A 19,212-nucleotide genomic window follows, 5' to 3' on the forward strand; every position below is an offset into this window, starting at 1 on the left:
TACATCCGGCCCTGCGCTTCGCTCCGGGTTCGTTCGCTCCATCGTTGCTCCGAGGGTCGGCTTACAAGGGCCGTCCCTGGCCCTTTAAGCCTTTCGCCGCATCCATGCGGCTCACCCCTCTACACAACGATTCCGCTCACCCTCCTGAAGGGGCGAGGAGTTGCCTGTGGCTGCGGTGTCGCTTCTGTAGGGTGCCCGAAGGGCAGTACACCGTTCCGGTGTGGTGGGCTGCCTGCGGCGAGACCACCCTACGAAAGCGAGTCCTGCTAACTTGGTTAGGGCGCGCAGCGCTTGGACAAACCCTCAAGCGACTCGGAGTTGAGTCCCCGTCAGGAGGCCGAGTGGAGGTGTTGCGCAGGGGGACGAGCCGCATGGATGCGGCGAGAGAACTAGGCGTCCCCGCTTAAAGGGGCAGGGACGCCCCTTGTACGCCGGCCCCCGGAGCGGCACCGGAAGGAGGGAAGTCTGGCCGCAGGCCAGACCCGGATGTCGGGGTGCCCTTCTCTTTGGTTACTTTCTCTTGGGCACGCAAGAGAAAGTGACTCGCCATAAGGGCGAAAAGTGGTGATTCGGCCGAATTAAAAGTCTTGAGTGACCTCAGTTGACACAGGCTTTCGGCATTGTCCAATCAACAAAGTCACTGTGTAGGTTGGAAAGCTTCACAATTTTACTTGCTACTCCATAAGTCGGAACCAGTCTTCTATTGAAAGACCAAGTCGTAGGGCTTCACTTCTGTGGAGTGGGCAGCTATGTGCAATTGGGCCGCGCAGTATGTTGAGGTTTGTCATTATTCGGTTGAATGCTTTTTGAGAATTAAAGAGATCATCAAATGCTTCCCAGTTTTTTCTAACTATGTCTCCTAGTTCTCCGAATGTGGTGTAGTCGATTTGATTTTCTGAGCGCTGGGTTATTCCTGCATCTATTTCACGTTTTATATTTGCTTCTACGTTTTTCTGTATTTCCTCTTTGACTTGATCGCTCCACCAGTTGGCGCCATAGAAGTCAATCATTTTTTCTGTGACAAGCCTTCTGATGGAGCGCTCTAAGCAGTAGAAGGCTTCGTAGTGGCTAGACATTATCTTGGCTTCAACTCTCAGGTCTTGATCAAATTGAGGGTAGTAGCTTTGATCTTTCTCTAGAGGCTTTTGTGTATTTCGCCCTAAGTCGTATGAGTGTGCTGATTCGATCTCATCTAATGAGCTTTCGAGTAGCATATTTTTCATTTGAAATAGCTGGATTTTCTCGAGATCGTTCATCTTTAATCCAGAAGATGTTCTCTGATTGATTTGAATATGGCTGAATAAACTTTGGGGTCATCTGACTTTGGTAAGACAAGATTAATGGTGTAATTCAGGCCTAGCTTAAGCTGCGAGCTATGGGCTTTAGGTGCGCCAAGGCTTTCTAGCCGATCTGGAGTTTGCTGTATCTCTTCATCAGGAGTGTCGGTGTTGAGATGTAATTCATTTGCAGTGTCAAAATTTGCAAATGCGAGGGCATTCATGAATGTCTGTTGAATCATTTCTGCAGTGCGGCTTTTTGCTTCGGCGCCTGTAATTTCTATTATGTGGCCCTTTATCTCATTAGGTTTTAGTTTGTGCGCGTACTCGTTTCTTCTAAATAGTTCTTCGTAGCCTATTTTTAATGCGCTAGCCATCGCGGCGCCAGAGGTGCCTGGGTTTCGGAATTTTTTATAGATATCTGAGGGTGACCCGTCAGTGTTGAGTATTCCGCACTTCTTTGCCCAGGAGATAAATGTTCTGGCGTTTCCACCTTTAAATCCTAGTACTGTGGAGAGAAAGTCTGAGTTGAATGTGCTTGGTACTGCTGCGTCTTTAACTTTATTCAGTATTTTTGTTAGGGTTCCTGGTGCGCTCATGTATGGTAATTGTTTCGCCATTATGTATTTCCTTGTAATGGATGTGTATACATGATGACGATAGCTCAGGAGTTAGACGGTGCAAGCTGTTTGCCTGTGGGGGGGTATAGCTTTTTCTCCATAGAGAAATAAAAAGCCCCGCACTGTGCGGGGCTTTTTATTTCTGGCGATTTCGAGCTTAGTCCCAGCTCAACGCACCACCAGTCTGATACTCGATGACGCGAGTCTCGAAGAAGTTCTTCTCCTTCTTCAGGTCCATGATCTCGCTCATCCACGGGAACGGGTTGGAAGTACCTGGGTACTCTTCCTTCAGGCCGATCTGGGTCAGACGACGGTTGGCGATGAACTTGAGGTAGTCCTCCATCATGGCCGCGTTCATGCCCAGTACGCCGCGCGGCATGGTGTCACGCGCGTATTCGATTTCCAGCTGAGTACCCTGCAGGATCATCTGGGTCGCTTCGTCCTTCATCTGGGCATCCCACAGATGCGGGTTCTCGATCTTGATCTGGTTGATCACGTCGATACCGAAGTTCAGGTGCATGGACTCGTCGCGCAGGATGTACTGGAACTGCTCGGCGGTGCCGGTCATCTTGTTGCGGCGGCCCATGGAGAGGATCTGGGTGAAGCCGCAGTAGAAGAAGATGCCTTCCAGCACGCAGTAGTAGGCGATCAGGTTGCGCAGGAACTGGCGGTCGGTCTCCGGGGTGCCGGTCTGGAACTGCGGGTCGGAGATCGAGCGGGTGTACTTGAGGCCCCAGGAGGCCTTCTTCGCGACGCTCGGGATCTCGTGGTACATGTTGAAGATCTCGCCTTCATCCATGCCCAGCGACTCGATGCAGTACTGGTAGGCGTGGGTGTGGATCGCTTCCTCGAAGGCCTGGCGCAGGATGTACTGGCGGCACTCGGGGTTGGTGATCAGGCGGTAGACGGCCAGCACCAGGTTGTTGGCAACCAGGCTGTCGGCGGTGGAGAAGAAGCCGAGGTTGCGCATGACGATACGGCGCTCGTCGTCGCTGAGGCCGTCTTTGCTCTTCCACAGAGCGATGTCGGCGTTCATGTTCACTTCCTGCGGCATCCAGTGGTTGGCGCAACCATCCAGATACTTCTGCCAGGCCCAGTCGTACTTGAAGGGTACGAGCTGGTTGAGGTCGGCGCGGGCGTTGATCATCTGCTTGTCGCCGACGTGTACGCGGGCGGCGGAGCCTTCCAGATCGTCCAGGCCTTCCTGGACGTCCAGGTCGTTCAGGGCCTTTTTGGCGCGGGCGACGGCGTCGGAGTCGTCGGCCGATACGGCGCGGGCGTCTTCCACGGAGCCGGCGGCTTCGTCGTCCAGTTTGTCGATGGCGGCGCCGACTACGGGAGCGGCGGGCTTGGCGGCCGCTTCGGTGGCATCTTCCTTATCGAATTCGTCCCAGCTGAGCATGGTGGTCTCCTGCTTGGTCATCGGGCCGGGCTTGTGCGGCCTGTATGAATGTCCAGTAATTCTGATTATGTTCCGTTGCGATCTGCACGCAAGGGTAAAACCGTGCCGCCTGTCTGGGCGGCGCCCCTGCCGGTGGACTGGCTTGGGCTGTATTCGTGGGGGAGGGCGGTGCTGCTTGTTGGCCCCTCTCCCTAGCCCTCTCCCAGAGGGAGAGGGGACTAGAAGCAGTCCGTGTTGCTTGCGGCTTCTACTTACAAACAACACGCAGCAAGCGCGAAGCTGAGCGAGTGAGCGCTAGGCGCCTGGCTGGTCCGAGCCCCTGAGCGTGCTACTGCACGTGATGGGGGCGGACCTGCCGGGCAACGACGCGGGCGCCGCTCAGGTTCGTGCGCTTATTGGCACGCTTCGCAGTCGGGCTGGTCAATGGCACAGGCTTTTGGCACTGGCGCCGGACCGGCCGGAGCGGCGAAGTTGCCCTCGTCGATCGCACCACTGGACACGGCGTTGAGCTTGCCGGTGTTGATGGTGGATTTTTCGGTGCTGGTGGCGGCCAGGGCACGGAGGTAGTAGGTGGTTTTCAGACCACGGAACCACGCCATGCGGTAGGTCACGTCCAGCTTCTTGCCCGAGGCGCCGGCGATATACAGGTTCAGCGACTGGGCCTGGTCGATCCACTTCTGGCGGCGGCTGGCGGCGTCGACGATCCACTTGGTTTCCACTTCGAACGCGGTGGCGTACAGGTCTTTCAGGTCCTGCGGGATGCGCTCGATCTGCTGCACGGAGCCGTCGTAGTACTTCAGGTCGTTGACCATGACGCTGTCCCACAGGCCGCGGTTCTTCAGGTCGCGAACCAGGTAGGGGTTGATCACGGTGAACTCGCCGGAGAGGTTCGATTTCACGTACAGGTTCTGGTAGGTCGGCTCGATCGACTGCGACACGCCAATGATGTTGGAGATGGTCGCGGTCGGCGCGATGGCCATGATGTTGGAGTTGCGGATGCCTTTCTTCACGCGCTCGCGGATCGGCGCCCAGTCCAGCGACTCGCTCAGGTCGACGTCGATGTACTTCTGGCCACGGGCCTCGATCAGGATCTGCTGGGAGTCCAGCGGCAGGATGCCCTTGGACCACAGCGAACCGTCGAAGGTGCTGTAGCTGCCGCGCTCGTCGGCCAGGTCACAGGAAGCCTGGATGGCGTAGTAGCTGATCGCTTCCATCGACTTGTCGGCGAACTCGATGGCCGCGTCGGAGCCGTAGGCGATGTGCTGCAGGTACAGGGCGTCCTGGAAGCCCATCAGGCCGAGGCCGACCGGACGGTGCTTGAGGTTGGAGTTACGCGCCTGCGGTACCGAGTAGTAATTGATGTCGATGACGTTATCGAGCATGCGCACAGCGGTCTTCACGGTGCGGCCGAGTTTCTCGGTGTCCAGCTTGCCGTCGACGATGTGGTTGACCAGGTTGATCGAGCCCAGGTTGCAGACTGCGATCTCGTCCTTGTTGGTGTTCAGGGTGATCTCGGTGCACAGGTTGGAGCTATGGACCACGCCCACGTGCTGCTGCGGGCTGCGCAGGTTGCACGGGTCCTTGAAGGTCAGCCACGGGTGGCCGGTTTCGAACAGCATGGACAGCATCTTGCGCCACAGGTCCTTGGCGGCGATGGTCTTGAACACCTTGATCTTGCCGTACTGGGTCAGGGCTTCGTAGTACTCGTAGCGCTCTTCGAAGGCCTTGCCGGTCAGGTCGTGCAGGTCCGGCACTTCGGACGGGGAGAACAGGGTCCACTGGCCGTCGTCGAACACGCGCTTCATGAACAGGTCCGGAATCCAGTTCGCGGTGTTCATGTCGTGGGTACGGCGACGGTCGTCACCGGTGTTCTTGCGCAGCTCGAGGAATTCCTCGATGTCCAGGTGCCAGGTTTCCAGGTAGGCGCAGACGGCGCCCTTGCGCTTGCCGCCCTGGTTCACGGCCACGGCGGTGTCGTTGACCACTTTCAGGAAGGGCACGACGCCCTGGGATTTGCCGTTGGTGCCCTTGATGTAGGAGCCCAGCGCGCGCACCGGAGTCCAGTCGTTGCCCAGGCCGCCGGCGAATTTGGACAGCATGGCGTTGTCGTGGATGGCCTGGTAGATGCCCGACAGGTCGTCCGGCACGGTGGTCAGGTAGCAGGAGGACAGCTGCGGGCGCAGGGTGCCGGCGTTGAACAGGGTCGGGGTCGACGCCATGTAGTCGAACGAGGACAGCAGGTTGTAGAACTCGATGGCGCGCTCTTCCTTCTGCGGCTCTTCGATGGCCAGGCCCATGGCCACGCGCATGAAGAACACCTGCGGCAGTTCGAAGCGGATGCCGTCCTTGTGGATGAAGTAGCGGTCGTACAGAGTCTGCAGGCCCAGGTAGGTGAACTGCTGGTCGCGCTCGTGGTTGATGGCGCGGCCCAGTTTCTCCAGGTCGTACTCTTTCAGCTTGGCGTCGATCAGCTCGAACTCGGCACCTTTCTCCACGTAGGCCGGGAGGGCCTTGGCGTAGAGGTCGGCCATCTCGTGGTGAGTGGCGCTGCTGGCGATGTCGAGGAAGCTCAGGGCCTCGGCGCGGATGTTGTCCATCAGCAGGCGGGCGGTGACGTAGGAGTAGTTCGGCTCGCGCTCGACCAGGGTGCGGGCGGTCATCACCAGGGCGGTGTTGACGTCCTTCTCGGCCACGCCGTCGTACAGGTTCTTCAGGGTCTCGGCTTCGATCAGCGAGCCGTCGACTTCGGCCAGGCCCTCGCAGGCTTCGCGGATGATGGTCTGCAGGCGGCCCATGTCCAGCGGCTGCACACTGCCGTCGGCGCGGGTCACGCGGATGCTCGGGTGCGGCTGGGCCACGTCGGCGGTGCTGCTCTTGCGCTCGTTGGCGCGGGCCTCGCGGTAGATCACGTAGTCGCGGGCGACCTTCTGCTCGCCGGCGCGCATTAGGGACAGTTCGACCTGGTCCTGGATCTCTTCGATGTGGATGGTGCCGCCGGACGGCATGCGGCGCTTGAAGGTGGCGGTGACCTGCTCGGTCAGGCGCGCGACGGTCTCATGGATACGCGACGAGGCGGCGGCATTGCCGCCTTCAACTGCGAGGAACGCCTTGGTGATGGCCACGGTGATCTTGTCGTCGGTGTAGGGGACGACGGTGCCGTTGCGCTTGATCACGCGCAGCTGGCCCGGGGCGGTGGCGACCAGATCCTGACTGGATTCGGCTGCCTGCGGCGCCACGGCCTGCGGGTTCTCGCGAGTTGTGTCGGTGTGCATGAGGTTCTCCACTTCTAATTGGTTTGGACACCCGAGGTGCCTTGTGTTCATTCCATTGAAAAACGTCACGAAATCCGGCGTTCCAGCCAGGCATCGAGAAAAGCATTCTTTGGGGCGGTAAGGGCGCGGACTTCAAGCGCCTTCCTGGCTCCAAAGTCGGTGACGAGGCCGAGGGCTGTACCACTAGGGATAGTGGTGGGTGCCTGTGGCTGCGTACCGGTTCGGTGTATCTGGGGGGCTTGCTGCGCTGTCCGTGCCGCGACCATCCACCGCTGCGGCGGATGCGTGGGAAGTGCTACCGGTAGCGAGCGGATCGGGCCCCTCTGCATTCTTTTTTCTTAGTGTCCGGTGCCTCGTAAAACACCATATGTAGGTGTGAGGCGCGATGGGGATACAAGATAATGCGCTAACGGGGGCATTGCAAGGGAAGGGTGGAAGGCAATTCTGTGGATAACTTGTGGGTGAATTGTGGGTGAAATTCGCCGGAATCGCGGCAGGCCCCATGAACCCTGGCTTCTACCGTTCGTCGACCCTGGTGAGCGGGTTTGCCGGCCGGGAAAAGTATTCTGCGGGCATGGAAGCTAACACAATATCTAGTGTTTCTGGCATGCGCTGTGCTAACCGTTCGCGGTTGTTACAATGCCGCCACTATGGCGTTCCCGCTGGAGAGAATTCGTGGAGCAAGAGGCCTGGCAAATCCTGATCGTCGAGGACGATCAGCGGCTGGCGGAGTTGACCCAGGAGTACCTGCAAGGCAATGGCCTGCAGGTGGCGATCGAATCCGATGGCGCCCGGGCCGCGGCGCGCATCCTCAAGGAGCAGCCGGACCTGGTGGTGCTCGACCTGATGCTGCCGGGTGAGGATGGCCTGTCCATCTGCCGCAAGGTGCGTGGTCAGTTCGCCGGGCCGATCCTGATGCTCACCGCGCGAACCGATGACATGGACGAGGTGCTCGGCCTGGAGATGGGCGCCGACGACTATGTGTGCAAGCCGGTGCGCCCCCGTGTGCTGCTGGCGCGCATCCGTGCCCTGTTGCGGCGCAGCGAGGGCGTGGCCGAGGCACCGGCGGCGGAAAACCAGCGGCGCCTGGAGTTCGGTCCGCTGGTGATCGACAGTGCCATGCGCGAGGCCTGGTTGCGTGGCGAGGGCATCGAGCTGACCAGCGCCGAGTTCGACCTGCTCTGGCTGCTGGTGGCCAACGCCGGGCGCATCCTCTCCCGCGAGGAGATCTTCACCGCCCTGCGTGGCATCGAGTACGACGGCCAGGACCGCTCCATCGACGTGCGCATCTCGCGCATCCGCCCGAAGATCGGCGATGACCCGATGCACCCGCGCCTGATCAAGACGGTGCGCAGCAAGGGCTACCTGTTCGTCGCCGAGGCCGCCAGCGCGCTGCAATGAACACCATTTTCCTGCGCATCTATGGCGGCATCATCGCCGCCCTGGTGCTGGTCGCGCTGCTCGGCGTCGGCGCCTTGCAGCTGACCAACGAGGTGCGCAGCGATCAATACCGCGAGCAACTGGCGCGCGGCACCTTCCGCCTGATGGCGGACAGCCTGCAGCCGATGGGGGAGGTGGACCGGCGCCGGGCGCTGGTGACCTGGAGCCGGCTGATCGGCGTGTCGCTGGAGCTGCAGCAGCTGACCGCCGAACCGCTGGATGGCCGCGCACGCGGGCGTCTGCTGCGCGGCCAGGTGCTGGTGGAGCAGACCGGCCCGCACGCCGCGCGGGTCTACGCGCTGGTCAGCGCCGAGCAGCAGCTGGTGCTGACCACCGAGGTGGAGCAGATCAGCGAGCAGCTGGCGCGCGCCACCGTCTACCTGCTGATGGACGAACTGGTGCGCTACCCCATTGTCGAGCAGCCCAGGCGCCTGGCCGCGCTCAAGGAGGAGAAGCAGTTCGGCTTCGACCTGCGCCTGGTCACCCTGGAGAGGGTCGACCTGGACGAGGACCAGCAGCGCCGGGTGGACGAGGGCGACACGGTACTGGCGCTGGGCAAGGGCGGCGATTCGATCCGCGTGATCGCCGGCATGGTCGGCACGCCCTGGGTGCTGGAAGTCGGCCCGATCTACCAGATGAATCCCTATCCCACCGAGCTGCTGGTGCTGATCGGCGTGCTCGGCCTGACCCTCACCGGGCTGATCCTCTATCTATTGGTGCGGCGCCTGGAACGTCGTCTGCTGGCCCTGGAAAACGCCGCCTCGCACCTGGCCAGCGGCCGCCTGGATGCCCGCGCGCCGACCCAGGGTGCCGACTCGGTGGGGCGCCTGGCCGCCACCTTCAACGCCATGGCCGAGCAGCTGCAGCGCCTGCTCAACGTGCAGCGCGAGATGGTGCGCGCCGTGTCCCACGAGCTGCGCACGCCGGTGGCGCGGCTGCGCTTCGGCCTGGAGATGGTCGGCGACGCGGAAAGCGACGAGGCGCGGCGCAAGTACATGGACGGCATGGACGGCGACATCCAGGAGCTGGACAAGCTGGTCGACGAGATGCTGGTCTACGCCCGCCTGGAGCAGGGCTCGCCGGAGCTGATCTATCAGCGGGTGGACCTGCGCGCGCTGCTCGACCAGGTGATCAAGGAGCTGGCACCGCTGCGTGCCGAGATCCGCGTCGACCGTGGCCAGTGCCGCGATGCACCGGACGGCAGCGCCCTGGTGGAAGCCGAGCCGCGCTATCTGCACCGCGCCCTGCAGAATCTGGTGAGCAACGCCATGCGCCACGCCGAGGCCCGGGTGCGCCTGACCTACAACATCGGCCCGGAGCGCTGCCGGGTGGACGTGGAGGACGACGGCCCCGGCGTGCCCGAGGACGCCTGGGAGCGCATCTTCACCCCCTTCCTGCGCCTGGACGACAGCCGCACCCGCGCCTCCGGCGGCCACGGCCTGGGCCTGTCCATCGTGCGCCGGATCATCTACTGGCACGCCGGCCGCGCCCACGTCGGCCGCAGCGCCAACCTCGGTGGCGCCCACTTCAGCCTGGTGTGGCCGCGTGAGCAGCCGGCGACGACGGAGCCGCTCTGAGGCCGAGTCACTACCGTTCGGCACCCTTCATCAAATTGTCATCGAACTGTGGCAGCGCCAACGCACGAACATCCGCAGACTCGCGCTTCACTGGGGTTCTGCGTTCTGGGTGTTCTCGATGCGTGCGTTGCTCTTCCTCGTCGCGCTGCTGTGCGGCGTGCCGTCCTTGGCGGCTTCTCGCTGTGATCTGCAGGTGCCGACCGCCATGGCGGATGTCGGCGAGGTACGCCTGGCCTACCAGAGCATCGGCCGCGACAGCGATCCGGCGCTGCTGCTGGTCATGGGGCTCGGTGGCCAGCTGATCCACTGGCCCGATGAGGTACTCGCGCGCCTGTGCGAGCAGGGCTTCCGGGTGATCCGTTTCGACAATCGCGACGTTGGCTTATCGACCTGGGCGGGCGCCGCTCCCGAGGTCAACCTGGGCTATGAGCTACTCAGCTATCAGGTGGGGCTCGGCGCCGCCGCGCCCTATTCGCTGCGCGACATGGCCGGCGATGCCCTGGGGCTGATGGATCTGCTGGGTGTCCAGCGCTTCCATGTGCTGGGCGCCAGCATGGGCGGGATGATCGCCCAGCACATGGCCGACCTGGCACCGCGGCGGGTGGAGAGCCTGACCCTGCTGATGACCAGCTCCAGCGCGCCGGGCCTGCCGGCACCGGATGCACGCCTGCGGCAGCAGCTGGCGCGGCGCGAGGCACCGGATCGCGCCGCGGCCATCGAGCAACAGGCCGACCTGCTGGCCGCGCTCGGCAGTCCGAGTCTGGCGGTGGATCGCGCACAGCTGCTGGTGGAGGCCGAGCACAGCTACGATCGCGCCTTCAATCCCCAGGGCGTGCAGCGGCAGATCCTGGCAATACTGGCCGAGCCGAGCCGGGTGGAGCTGCTCAATCGCCTGCGGGTGCCGACCCTGGTGGTGCACGGCACCGCCGACCCGCTGCTGCCGGTGATGCATGGCGTACACGTGGCCGCCCATATAAAGGGCAGCGAGCTGAAGCTGATTCCGGGTCTGGCCCATCGCTTCCAGGCGGCGTTCAAGGAGCCGCTGCTGGCCGCCGTGCTGCCGCACCTGCGCGCCCATCGCATGGACGACGCGCAGCTGGCCCAACGGCAGGAGAGTGGGGCGCAGTCGCCGCTCTGATCAGATGGCGCGAGCGCTTGCCAGGGGCTGTGGCTGGCGGCTGGCCTGCAGGTAGTCCCGCAGCTTGGCCTGCTGGCCGGGCGTCATGAACAGGCCGAGCTTGGTACGGCGCCAGAGAATGTCCTCGGCCTCCACGGCCCATTCCTCGCGGCGCAGGTAGTCCACCTCGCGGGTATACAGGCCGGCGCCCAGGTGCTCGCCCAGTTCGTTCTGCCACTGCAGGCCGTCCAGCAGGCGCCAGGTGCGGCTGCCGTAGGTGCCGGCCCAGCGCGTGGCCAGCTCGCGGTCGAGCCAGCCGAAGCGGGCGATCAGCTTGTCCACCAGGGCCTCGCGGCTGTCCATGTTCTCGCCGCCGGGCAGTGGCGCCTGGTCGGTCCAGGCCGGGCACAGGCGCGGGAAGTAAGGCGCGAGCTGGCTCATGGCCGACTCGGCCAGCTTGCGGTAGGTGGTCAGCTTGCCGCCGAACACCGACAGCAGCGGCGCCTCGCCCGGCGCGCCGGACAGCGACAGGGTGTAGTCGCGGGTCACTGCCGAGGGTTCGTCGGATTCGTCGTCGCACAGCGGGCGAACGCCGGAGTAGGTGTGCAGGATGTCGCTGCGCTGCAGCTGCTGCTTGAAGTGGGCGTTGACCACCTTGAGCAGGTAGTCGGTTTCTTCCTCGCTGATGCGCACCTGGGCCGGGTCGCCCTGGTACTCGCGATCGGTGGTGCCGATCAGGCTGAAGCGCTCCAACCAAGGGATGACGAAGACGATGCGCTGGTCCTCGTTCTGCAGGATGTAGGCCTGCTCGCCCTCGTGGATGCGCGGCACCACGATGTGGCTGCCCTGGATCAGGCGGATGCCGTAGGGCGACTTCTGCTTCAGGTCGTCCTGGATGAAACGCGCCACCCAGGGACCGGCGGCGTTGACCAGGGCGCGGGCGCGGATCGAGAACAGGCTGCCATCGGCGCGCTCCAGGTGCAGGTGCCACAGGCCCTTGCTGCGCCGCGCGCTGACGCAGCGGGTGCGGGTGTGGATATGCGCGTGGCGTTCGCGGGCGGCCATCGCGTTGAGCACCACCAGGCGCGCATCGTCCACCCAGCAGTCGGAGTACTCGAAACCGCGCGCCATCTCGGCCTTGAGCGGGCTGCCGGCGCCGAAGCGCACGCCGTTGGAGCCCGGCAGCTTCTCGCGCTTGCCCAGGTGGTCGTAGAGGAACAGGCCGGCGCGGATCATCCAGGCCGGGCGCAGGTGCGGGCGGTGCGGCAGGATGAAGCGCATCGGTTTGACGATATGCGGGGCCTTGGCCAGCAGTACTTCGCGCTCGGCCAGCGCCTCGCGGACCAGGCGGAATTCGTAGTGTTCGAGGTAGCGCAGGCCGCCGTGGATCAGTTTGCTGCTGGCGGAGGAGGTGTGCTGGGCCAGGTCGTCGCGTTCGCAAAGGAACACTGAGAGGCCGCGGCCGGCCGCATCGGCGGCGATGCCGGCACCGTTGATGCCGCCACCGACCACGGCCAGGTCGTAGATTTCAGCGATGGGGGGCGTCTGACTGAGCGACATGGCAAGGCACCGTAAGTTGTAATGTGAACGTATGAATGTTCGATTTCGAAAATATGCTAGCCGAGCAGGCGCGCTTCCGCCAGCCCGAAGGGCGGCCGACCATCAGAAAGGCGAGATGACTCGCACAAGCGCAGCGCGGGTTACGAGGGGGCGCGTAGCCGGATGCAATCCGGGAGTGCAGGTGACTCTGTTCCCGGATTGGCTAAGGGGCGGGATCAGACGATATGCAGCTGGATCTTCTGCTCGGCCAGCAGACGGCTCAGGCCGGCGGAGAGCGGAGCGTCGGTGAAGATGTGGTCGACCAGGGCGATGGAGCCCAGGCGCACCACGGCGTTGCGCCCGAACTTGCTGGAGTCGGCGGCCAGCAGCACCTGGCGGGCGTTATCGATGATGGCCTGGGAGACGCGCACTTCCTGGTAGTCGAAGTCCAGCAGGCTGCCGTCCTCGTCGATGCCGCTGATGCCCATGATGGCGAAGTCGACCTTGAATTGCTGGATGAAGTCCGCCGCCGCCTGGCCGACCACGCCGCCGTCGCTGCGCACGCTGCCGCCGGCCACCAGCACTTCGAAGTCGGCCTTGTCGGCCAGGGTGGCCGCCACGTGCAGGTTGTTGGTGATCACCTTGAGGTGCTTGCGCCCGAGCAGGGCACGGGCGATGGCTTCGGTGGTGGTACCGATGCTGATGAACAGCGAGGCGTAGTCGGGGATCTGCGCGGCGATGGCCTCGGCGATGCGCTGCTTCTCGTCGCGCATCTGCCCGGCGCGCATGGCGTAGGCGGTGTTCTGGATGCTCGATGCCTCGCTCGCCGCGCCGCCATGGGTGCGCCGCAGCAGGCCCTGTTCGGCCAGCTGGTTGATGTCGCGGCGGATGGTCTGCGGGGTGACGGCGAAGGCCTGGGCCAGCTCTTCGATACTGACGTAGCCGCGCTCGCGGGCGCGTTCGAGGATGCTCTGCTGGCGAGGTGGGAGGCTCATGGGCTTTCCTTTTTTATCGGCCGGCGGATTATAGCGAGGAGCCGCCTGCTGGCGACCGTTATGACCTGGCATCCGTGGTGGCCACCCGGTGTGACGGCGAGGGCTGCTCCCGCCAGGTTTTTTCCGCTAAGGTACGCGCCTTCGTCAGGGATTTTCACATTCGAACATGACTCCTGCCATCGATCTGCTGAAAAAGGCCAAGGCCGAGCACCAGGTGCACAGCTACCACCACGACCCCAAGGCCCCGTCCTATGGCCTGGAGGCCGCCGAGAAGCTCGGCCTGGAGCCGGCGCGGGTATTCAAGACCCTGCTCGCCGCCACCGAGAAGGGCGAGCTGCTGGTGGCGGTGGTGCCGGTGGCCGGCAGCCTCGACCTCAAGGCCCTGGCGCATGCCGCCGGAGCGAAGAAGGCCGACATGGCCGACCCGCAGCAGGCCCAGCGCAGCACCGGCTATCTGGTCGGCGGGATCAGCCCGCTGGGGCAGAAGAAGCGCCTGCGCACCTTTATCGACGAATCCGCACGCCAGTACCCGACCATCCATGTCAGCGCCGGCCGTCGTGGCCTGGAAGTGGAGCTGGCGGCCGAGGTGCTGGCCCTGCACACCCAGGGCACCTTCGCCGCCATCGGCAGGGAATGATCCGGCTCCCGAGCGGAGCTCACGCATAACAACAAGGAAACGCGCATGTCCCAATACCTGCTTGCCATCGATCAGGGCACCACCAGCTCCCGCGCCATCGTCTTCAGTGCCCAGGGTTTGCCGCTGGCCAGCGCCCAGCAGGAGTTCAAGCAGTACTTTCCCAAGGACGGCTGGGTCGAGCACGACGCCGAGGAAATCTGGCTGACCACCCTCAAGGTCTGCCGCGAGGCCCTGGCCAGCAAGGGCCTGAAGGCCGATGAGGTGCTGGCCATCGGCATCACCAACCAGCGCGAGACCACCGTGGTATGGGATGCGGTCAGCGGCTCGCCGATCCACCCGGCCATCGTCTGGCAGGACCGGCGTACCGCCGATTACTGCGCCGGGCTCAAGGCCGAGGGTCACGAGGCCAAGGTGGCCGACAAGACCGGTCTGCTGATCGACCCGTACTTCTCGGCGACCAAGCTGCGCTGGATTCTCGACAACGTGCCCGGCGCCCGCGAGCGCGCCGAGCGCGGCGAGCTGCGCTTCGGCACCGTGGACTGCTTCCTGCTGTGGCGCCTGACCGATGGCAAGTCGCACCGCACCGACGCCAGCAACGCCTCGCGCACCCTGCTGTTCAACATCCACAGCCAGCAGTGGGACGACGAGCTGCTGCAGCTGTTCGACATCCCGCGCAGCCTGCTGCCGGAGGTGCTGGATTGCGCCGCCGATTTCGGCGTCACCGAGCCTGCGCTGCTCGGCGCCGGCATTCCGGTATTGGGCATGGCCGGCGACCAGCAGGCCGCGCTGATCGGCCAGACCTGCTTCGAGCCCGGCATGGTCAAGAGTACCTACGGCACCGGCTGCTTCATGATCCAGAACACCGGCGACAAGCCGGTGGTGTCAAAGAACCGCCTGCTCACCACCGTCGGCTACCGCCTCAATGGCAAGGTCACCTACGCGGTGGAGGGCAGCATCTTCGTCGCCGGCGCCGCAGTGCAGTGGTTGCGCGACGGTATCAAGCTGATCAGCGACGCCCGTGACACCGAGCTGCTCGCCGAGCAGACCGGCGATGCCTGCGGCGTGTACCTGGTGCCGGCCTTCACCGGCCTCGGTGCGCCGTACTGGGACCCCAAGGCGCGCGGCGCGATCTTCGGTCTGACCCGCGACACCGGGATCAAGGAGATCGTCACCGCCGGCCTGCAGTCGGTGTGCTACCAGACCCGCGACCTGCTCCAGGCCATGCGCCAGGATGGCGCCGCCGAGCCCAGCGCGCTGCGCGTGGACGGCGGCATGGTGGTTAACAACTGGGTCATGCAGTTCCTCGCCGACATCCTCGGCGTGCCGGTGGAACGCCCTGTGGTGACCGAGACCACGGCCTTGGGCGTGGCCTACCTGGCCGGCCTGCAGGCCGGGCTGTACCGCGATCTGGATGAAGTGGCCAGCCACTGGCACCGCCAGCAGCGCTTCGCCCCGCGCATGGCCGACGCCCATCGGGGCAAGCTCTACGCCGGCTGGCTGGACGCGGTGAAGAGGGTGCGCAGCGAGGGCTGAGGTGGTACAAGGGTGCCAAGTTCCCCTTGAGGTCGCCGCATGCAGCCGCGCCGTCGCCTGCCGCTCCTTGCTCTCGCCCTGTGTTTGCTCGCCGGCCCTGCGCCGGCGGGCAGCGCGCGTGACGAAACCCTGATCATCGCCGCCGATCTCTGGTGCCCGGTGAACTGCGCGGCCGACTCGCCACGGCCGGGCATCTTCGTCGAGCTGGCGCGCGATATCTTCGCCGAGGTCGGCATCGCCGTGCGCTACGAGACGCGCAACTGGGCGCGGGTGCTGCAGGAGGTGCGCCGCGGTGAGCTCAACGCCGCGGTGGGCGCCGGCCACGAGGATGCCCCGGACTTCCTGTTCACCCGCACGCCGGTGGCCATGTCGCGCAACTGCTTCTACACCCGCCGGGATTCCACCTGGCGCTTCGGCGGCGTCGACTCGCTGGCGCCGGTGCGCCTGGGCGTGATCAACAACTACAGCTACGGCGAGCCGCTCAATGCCTATGTGGCCGCCCACCGCGACGGCGATCGGGTGCAGGTGGCGGCCGGCGACAACGCCCTCGACCTCAACCTGACCAAGCTGCGCCATGGTCGGCTGGACGCCCTGGTGGAAAACAGCTGGGTGATCCAGTCGCGCCTGGCCGAGCTCGGCCGCAGCGGCGAGCTACGCGAGGCCGGTTGCCGCGAGCCGGACGTGCCGATCTACCTGGCCTTCTCGCCAACCCGCGCGGACAGCGCTCGCTATGTCGAGCTGTTCGAGCAGGGCCTGCAGCGCTACCACGCCGACGGTCGTCTGCAGGCGTTGCTCAAGGCCTATGGCGTCGAGGAACGCTAGGATTCGCGCTGCATCACCTGCTCATAGGCGCTGGTCAGCTCGTTCATCTGCCACAGCAGGGTCTCGGTGGTGGTGGTGATCACCGTCGGCACATAGCGCGAGTCGGCGGACAGCTGGAAGCCGGCGCGGGCGAAGCGCCACTGGGCCTCGACCTTCTTCAGGGCGGCGGCGATCTGCGGAGTGTTCTGCTCGGCAGCCAGCAGCTCCTGCTGGGCGGCCTCGAATTCCGTGGTGGCCTGTTGCAGCTGTTGCTCCAGGCCCTCGGCCGGCAGTTTCCAGCTCAGCGCCAGGTAGAGCTTGGCGATGCGCTGGCTGAGCATGCGCTGCATGCCGGACAGGTTCATCGCTTCGGCATCGCCGATGGCGGCGCTGGCGGGCTGGCCGAGCAGGACGCAGGCGAGGCCGAACAGAAGGGCAAGACGACTCATCATGGATATCTCCGAAGGCGCGCGGCCGGGCCGCGCGCTGCAATGGCCCCGTTGCGGGGCCGCCGGTGAAGGCCGCGAGGCGGCTCAGTAGGTGTACTGCAGCTGCAGCCAGACCTTGTCGGTATCCACGGTGCGGGCCTCGTCCGCGGAATCGTAGGTGGCGTACTTGACCAGGCCAACCAGGCCCTTCACCCCGGGAATCGGGTGGGCGTAGGACAGGTCGATCTCGTCGCCGTAGTCATCGCTGCCCCGCTCGGTGGCGAAGTCGTGGTACCAGGCCTGCAGGGTGCCGCCGAACAACGGCGCGGTGACGCCGAAGTAGGCGTCCTCGATGCCGTCGGCCGGGGTGGTGAGGAACTGGTCGGCCCAGCCCTGGAACAGGTGCTTGGTCGCGAGCGGAGTCTGGAAGGCGCGGTTGCCGGAGCCGCCGTCGCCGCCCAGCACCTCGTAGCCGGCCTTCAGCTGCACGCCCTTGAAGGTATAACCAAGTTCAGCGAGGCGGTACTCGCTGTCCAGGTCCAGCGGGTTGTCGCCGTAGTCCTTCTGCTGGGCATATTCGAGCACATAGTTGATGCCGGCGACGGCGCCGTTCAGGCGCAGGCCGCTGGTCTGGCTGGACAGCGTGCCCTCGGCGGCGGTGGGCGCCACGGCGATGTTGTCGAGGTCCAGCAGGTAGCTGTAGGCGGTGGCGGTCAGCTGCGGCATGAACACGTACTGGGCGTTGACCAAGTGGCTGTGGCCGTCGATGTTGGCCGGGTTGGTGCGGTTGTCATAGCGGCCGTTCTCCGGGCCCCAGATGGTGTTGACCTGGTCGATGTAGGCGTAGCTCAGGGTCAGGCCGTCGATGGGCTTGAGCTGGGTCAGGGCGCCGTCGTAGGTCTGCTCGTTCTGCCGCCAGGCCACGCTGCCGATGAAGCGCTGGTTGTCCAGGTTGATGCGCTGGCGGCCGAGCACGGCGCTGCCGAGCTTGTGGTCGTAGCGCAGCAGGGCCTGGTTGACCTCGGTGCCGTCCGGGTCGGCCACCACCGCGTATTCGCGCTGGCCGTTGCGGGTGTCGTTATAGGCGGCGTCGCCCAGGCGGCTGACGTTGTCCACTTCGATCAGGCCGGACAGGCCATACCACTTGCCGCTCTGGAAACCGGCGCGGGTGCGCAGGGTCTGGGCGTTGGCGTCACGCAGGGCGTTTTCCTGGTCGACGTTCTCGAAGCGGTAGCGGGCATCGAGGATCGGCTTGCCCTGAGTGAACAGGTTGCTGAAGTCCTCGGCGGCGAAGGCGCCCTGGGCGAGGGTGGCGGAGGCGATGGCGAGCGACAGTAGGGTTGGTTTCATGCACATGGGGGTCTTTCCTGTTAGCCAATTAACGCAAAAAAAAACGCCACAGCACCCGCGCTCCCGGTAAGGGGAAGGGTTCCGTGACGTCGTTGTCGGTTGAGTTGGCAGACACGCCGTTGTGCTGACCGGGGTCGGCAATAGCAGGCGGCATGCCAGGATTGGCAAGTGACTGATTTATTGCGAATTAATGACTATCTAGAGCCTTTCGCGATAAAGCGTCTGCACCGCGCTCGCTCGCGACGCCTTGAGACAGTGCAGCTGTAATGGCGCAATCGGCCCCGACTGTATCGGGTCGCCGGGCGTGGGGCGCGGCATGCTGGCGACCTCAAGACCAAATGCCAGGGAGCGCCACATGCCACTCGAATTCCACCAGATCGACGCCTTCACCGACCGACCGTTTCGCGGCAACCCGGCCGTGGTCTATCGGCTCGACGCCTGGCTGGAGGACGAGCTGATGCAGCGCATCGCCGCCGAGCACAACCAGGCCGAGACGGCCTTCACCGTGCGCGAGGGTGCGGGCTGGCGGATTCGCTGGTTCACCCCGGCATGCGAAGTGCCGCTGTGCGGCCACGCCACCCTGGCCACCGCCCATGCGCTGTTCGAGCTGTATGACGAGCCGGGCGAGCGGCTGCAGTTCGTCTGCATGTCCGGCGCGCTGGCGGTGAGTCGCGAGAGTGGCCGGCTGGTGCTGGATTTCCCGGCCATGTGGCTGGAACCGGTGGAAATGGCGGCCGAGGTGGCGGCCATTCTCGGGCAGAAGGTACTGGCGGTGCAGGGCGGCAAGGAGCTGCTGGCGGTGCTCGAGTCGGAGCAGGCGGTGCGCGAGTGCACGCCGGACCTGGCGGCGCTGGCGAAACTGCCGGGCCTCGGGGTGATCGTCACGGCCCAGGGCCGCGAGCACGACTTCGTCTCGCGCTACTTCGCCCCGGGCATCGGTATCGATGAAGATCCGGTTACCGGTTCCACCCACTGCATCCTCGCGCCTTACTGGGCCGAGCGCCTGGATAAGAGCGAGCTGCGCGCCCACCAGTGCTCGGCCCGCGGCGGCGAGCTGCACTGCCGGCTGGAAGGCGAGCGGGTGAAGATCGCCGGCCAGGCCGTGCTGGTGGCCAGCGGCAAGCTGTTTGTCTAAACCGGAGTAGGGCGGGCGCAGCCCGCGAGCACCATCACCTCAGGCGCGGGTTTCATCCGCCTACGGTCGTCTGCTGACTGTGTTCGGAA

The 19,212-nt window shown here is 64.4% G+C and carries 15 protein-coding genes; 7 read left to right on the plus strand and 8 right to left on the minus strand.

Annotated features, from left to right (window positions below):
- Positions 1–674: 674 nt before the first annotated feature.
- The 4 genes from OH686_RS19810 to OH686_RS19825 all read right to left on the minus strand — a co-directional run bounded on the left by OH686_RS19810 (position 675) and on the right by OH686_RS19825 (position 6,571).
- Positions 675–1,256: a Swt1 family HEPN domain-containing protein gene (locus OH686_RS19810; protein WP_289534686.1), complete on the minus strand. Its 582-nt coding sequence runs from the start codon at positions 1,254–1,256 to the stop codon at positions 675–677.
- Between the two features lie 2 nt (positions 1,257–1,258).
- Positions 1,259–1,897 (minus strand): DUF5343 domain-containing protein, encoded by a 639-nt coding sequence (locus OH686_RS19815; RefSeq protein WP_289534687.1) that lies wholly within the window; start codon positions 1,895–1,897, stop codon positions 1,259–1,261.
- A gap of 157 nt (positions 1,898–2,054) precedes the next feature.
- Positions 2,055–3,299, minus strand: a complete 1,245-nt coding sequence (locus OH686_RS19820) for a ribonucleotide-diphosphate reductase subunit beta (protein ID WP_289534688.1) — start codon at positions 3,297–3,299, stop codon at positions 2,055–2,057.
- Between the two features lie 392 nt (positions 3,300–3,691).
- Entirely contained in the window at positions 3,692–6,571 is a 2,880-nt protein-coding gene (locus tag OH686_RS19825; RefSeq protein ID WP_289534689.1) for a ribonucleoside-diphosphate reductase subunit alpha, read from the minus strand.
- 675 nt (positions 6,572–7,246) lie between these two features.
- Here OH686_RS19825 and OH686_RS19830 point away from each other — a divergent pair.
- From OH686_RS19830 to OH686_RS19840, 3 genes are all read left to right on the plus strand, one after another.
- Positions 7,247–7,972 (plus strand): winged helix-turn-helix domain-containing protein, encoded by a 726-nt coding sequence (locus OH686_RS19830; protein ID WP_289534691.1) that lies wholly within the window; start codon positions 7,247–7,249, stop codon positions 7,970–7,972.
- Positions 7,969–9,588 carry an ATP-binding protein gene (locus OH686_RS19835; RefSeq protein ID WP_289534692.1) on the plus strand — a complete coding sequence of 540 codons (1,620 nt, stop codon included), beginning with the start codon at positions 7,969–7,971 and terminating at the stop codon, positions 9,586–9,588. The genes OH686_RS19830 and OH686_RS19835 overlap by 4 nt, the downstream gene beginning before the upstream one ends.
- 118 nt (positions 9,589–9,706) lie before the next feature.
- Positions 9,707–10,726 (plus strand): alpha/beta fold hydrolase, encoded by a 1,020-nt coding sequence (locus OH686_RS19840; RefSeq protein WP_289534693.1) that lies wholly within the window; start codon positions 9,707–9,709, stop codon positions 10,724–10,726.
- On the opposite strand, the gene glpD is transcribed toward OH686_RS19840, so the two are convergent.
- Together glpD and OH686_RS19850 are read right to left on the minus strand one after the other, a co-directional pair.
- Complete coding sequence (gene glpD, locus OH686_RS19845) at positions 10,727–12,265, minus strand: glycerol-3-phosphate dehydrogenase (RefSeq protein ID WP_289534694.1); 1,539 nt, start codon at positions 12,263–12,265, stop codon at positions 10,727–10,729.
- A 215-nt stretch (positions 12,266–12,480) separates the two neighbouring features.
- The gene (locus tag OH686_RS19850; RefSeq protein WP_289534695.1) at positions 12,481–13,239 is read right to left on the minus strand and encodes a DeoR/GlpR family DNA-binding transcription regulator; all 759 of its coding nucleotides are present in this window, start codon (positions 13,237–13,239) and stop codon (positions 12,481–12,483) included.
- A 166-nt stretch (positions 13,240–13,405) separates the two neighbouring features.
- Here OH686_RS19850 and ybaK point away from each other — a divergent pair, with 166 nt between their 5' ends.
- From ybaK to OH686_RS19865, 3 genes are read left to right on the plus strand one after another with little or no spacing between them, the layout of a single operon-like run.
- Positions 13,406–13,876 (plus strand): Cys-tRNA(Pro) deacylase, encoded by a 471-nt coding sequence (gene ybaK / locus OH686_RS19855; RefSeq protein WP_137971547.1) that lies wholly within the window; start codon positions 13,406–13,408, stop codon positions 13,874–13,876.
- Between the two features lie 45 nt (positions 13,877–13,921).
- On the plus strand, positions 13,922–15,409 hold the full coding sequence (gene glpK, locus OH686_RS19860) for a glycerol kinase GlpK (RefSeq protein WP_137971548.1): 1,488 nt from the start codon (positions 13,922–13,924) through the stop codon (positions 15,407–15,409).
- 39 nt (positions 15,410–15,448) lie between these two features.
- Entirely contained in the window at positions 15,449–16,231 is a 783-nt protein-coding gene (locus OH686_RS19865; RefSeq protein ID WP_289534698.1) for a substrate-binding periplasmic protein, read from the plus strand.
- Here the strand turns inward: OH686_RS19865 and OH686_RS19870 are convergent.
- Positions 16,228–16,662, minus strand: a complete 435-nt coding sequence (locus tag OH686_RS19870; RefSeq protein WP_289534699.1) for a type IV pili methyl-accepting chemotaxis transducer N-terminal domain-containing protein — start codon at positions 16,660–16,662, stop codon at positions 16,228–16,230. The two genes, OH686_RS19865 and OH686_RS19870, sit on opposite strands and share 4 nt — an antisense overlap.
- A gap of 81 nt (positions 16,663–16,743) precedes the next feature.
- Positions 16,744–17,988, minus strand: a complete 1,245-nt coding sequence (locus tag OH686_RS19875) for an alginate export family protein (protein WP_289534701.1) — start codon at positions 17,986–17,988, stop codon at positions 16,744–16,746.
- A gap of 355 nt (positions 17,989–18,343) precedes the next feature.
- Here OH686_RS19875 and OH686_RS19880 point away from each other — a divergent pair, with 355 nt between their 5' ends.
- The gene (locus OH686_RS19880) at positions 18,344–19,123 is read left to right on the plus strand and encodes a PhzF family phenazine biosynthesis protein (protein WP_289534702.1); all 780 of its coding nucleotides are present in this window, start codon (positions 18,344–18,346) and stop codon (positions 19,121–19,123) included.
- Positions 19,124–19,212: the final 89 nt, after the last annotated feature.

This window comes from Pseudomonas sp. SO81, from assembly GCF_030374125.1.
Classification (GTDB): Bacteria; Pseudomonadota; Gammaproteobacteria; order Pseudomonadales; family Pseudomonadaceae; genus Aquipseudomonas.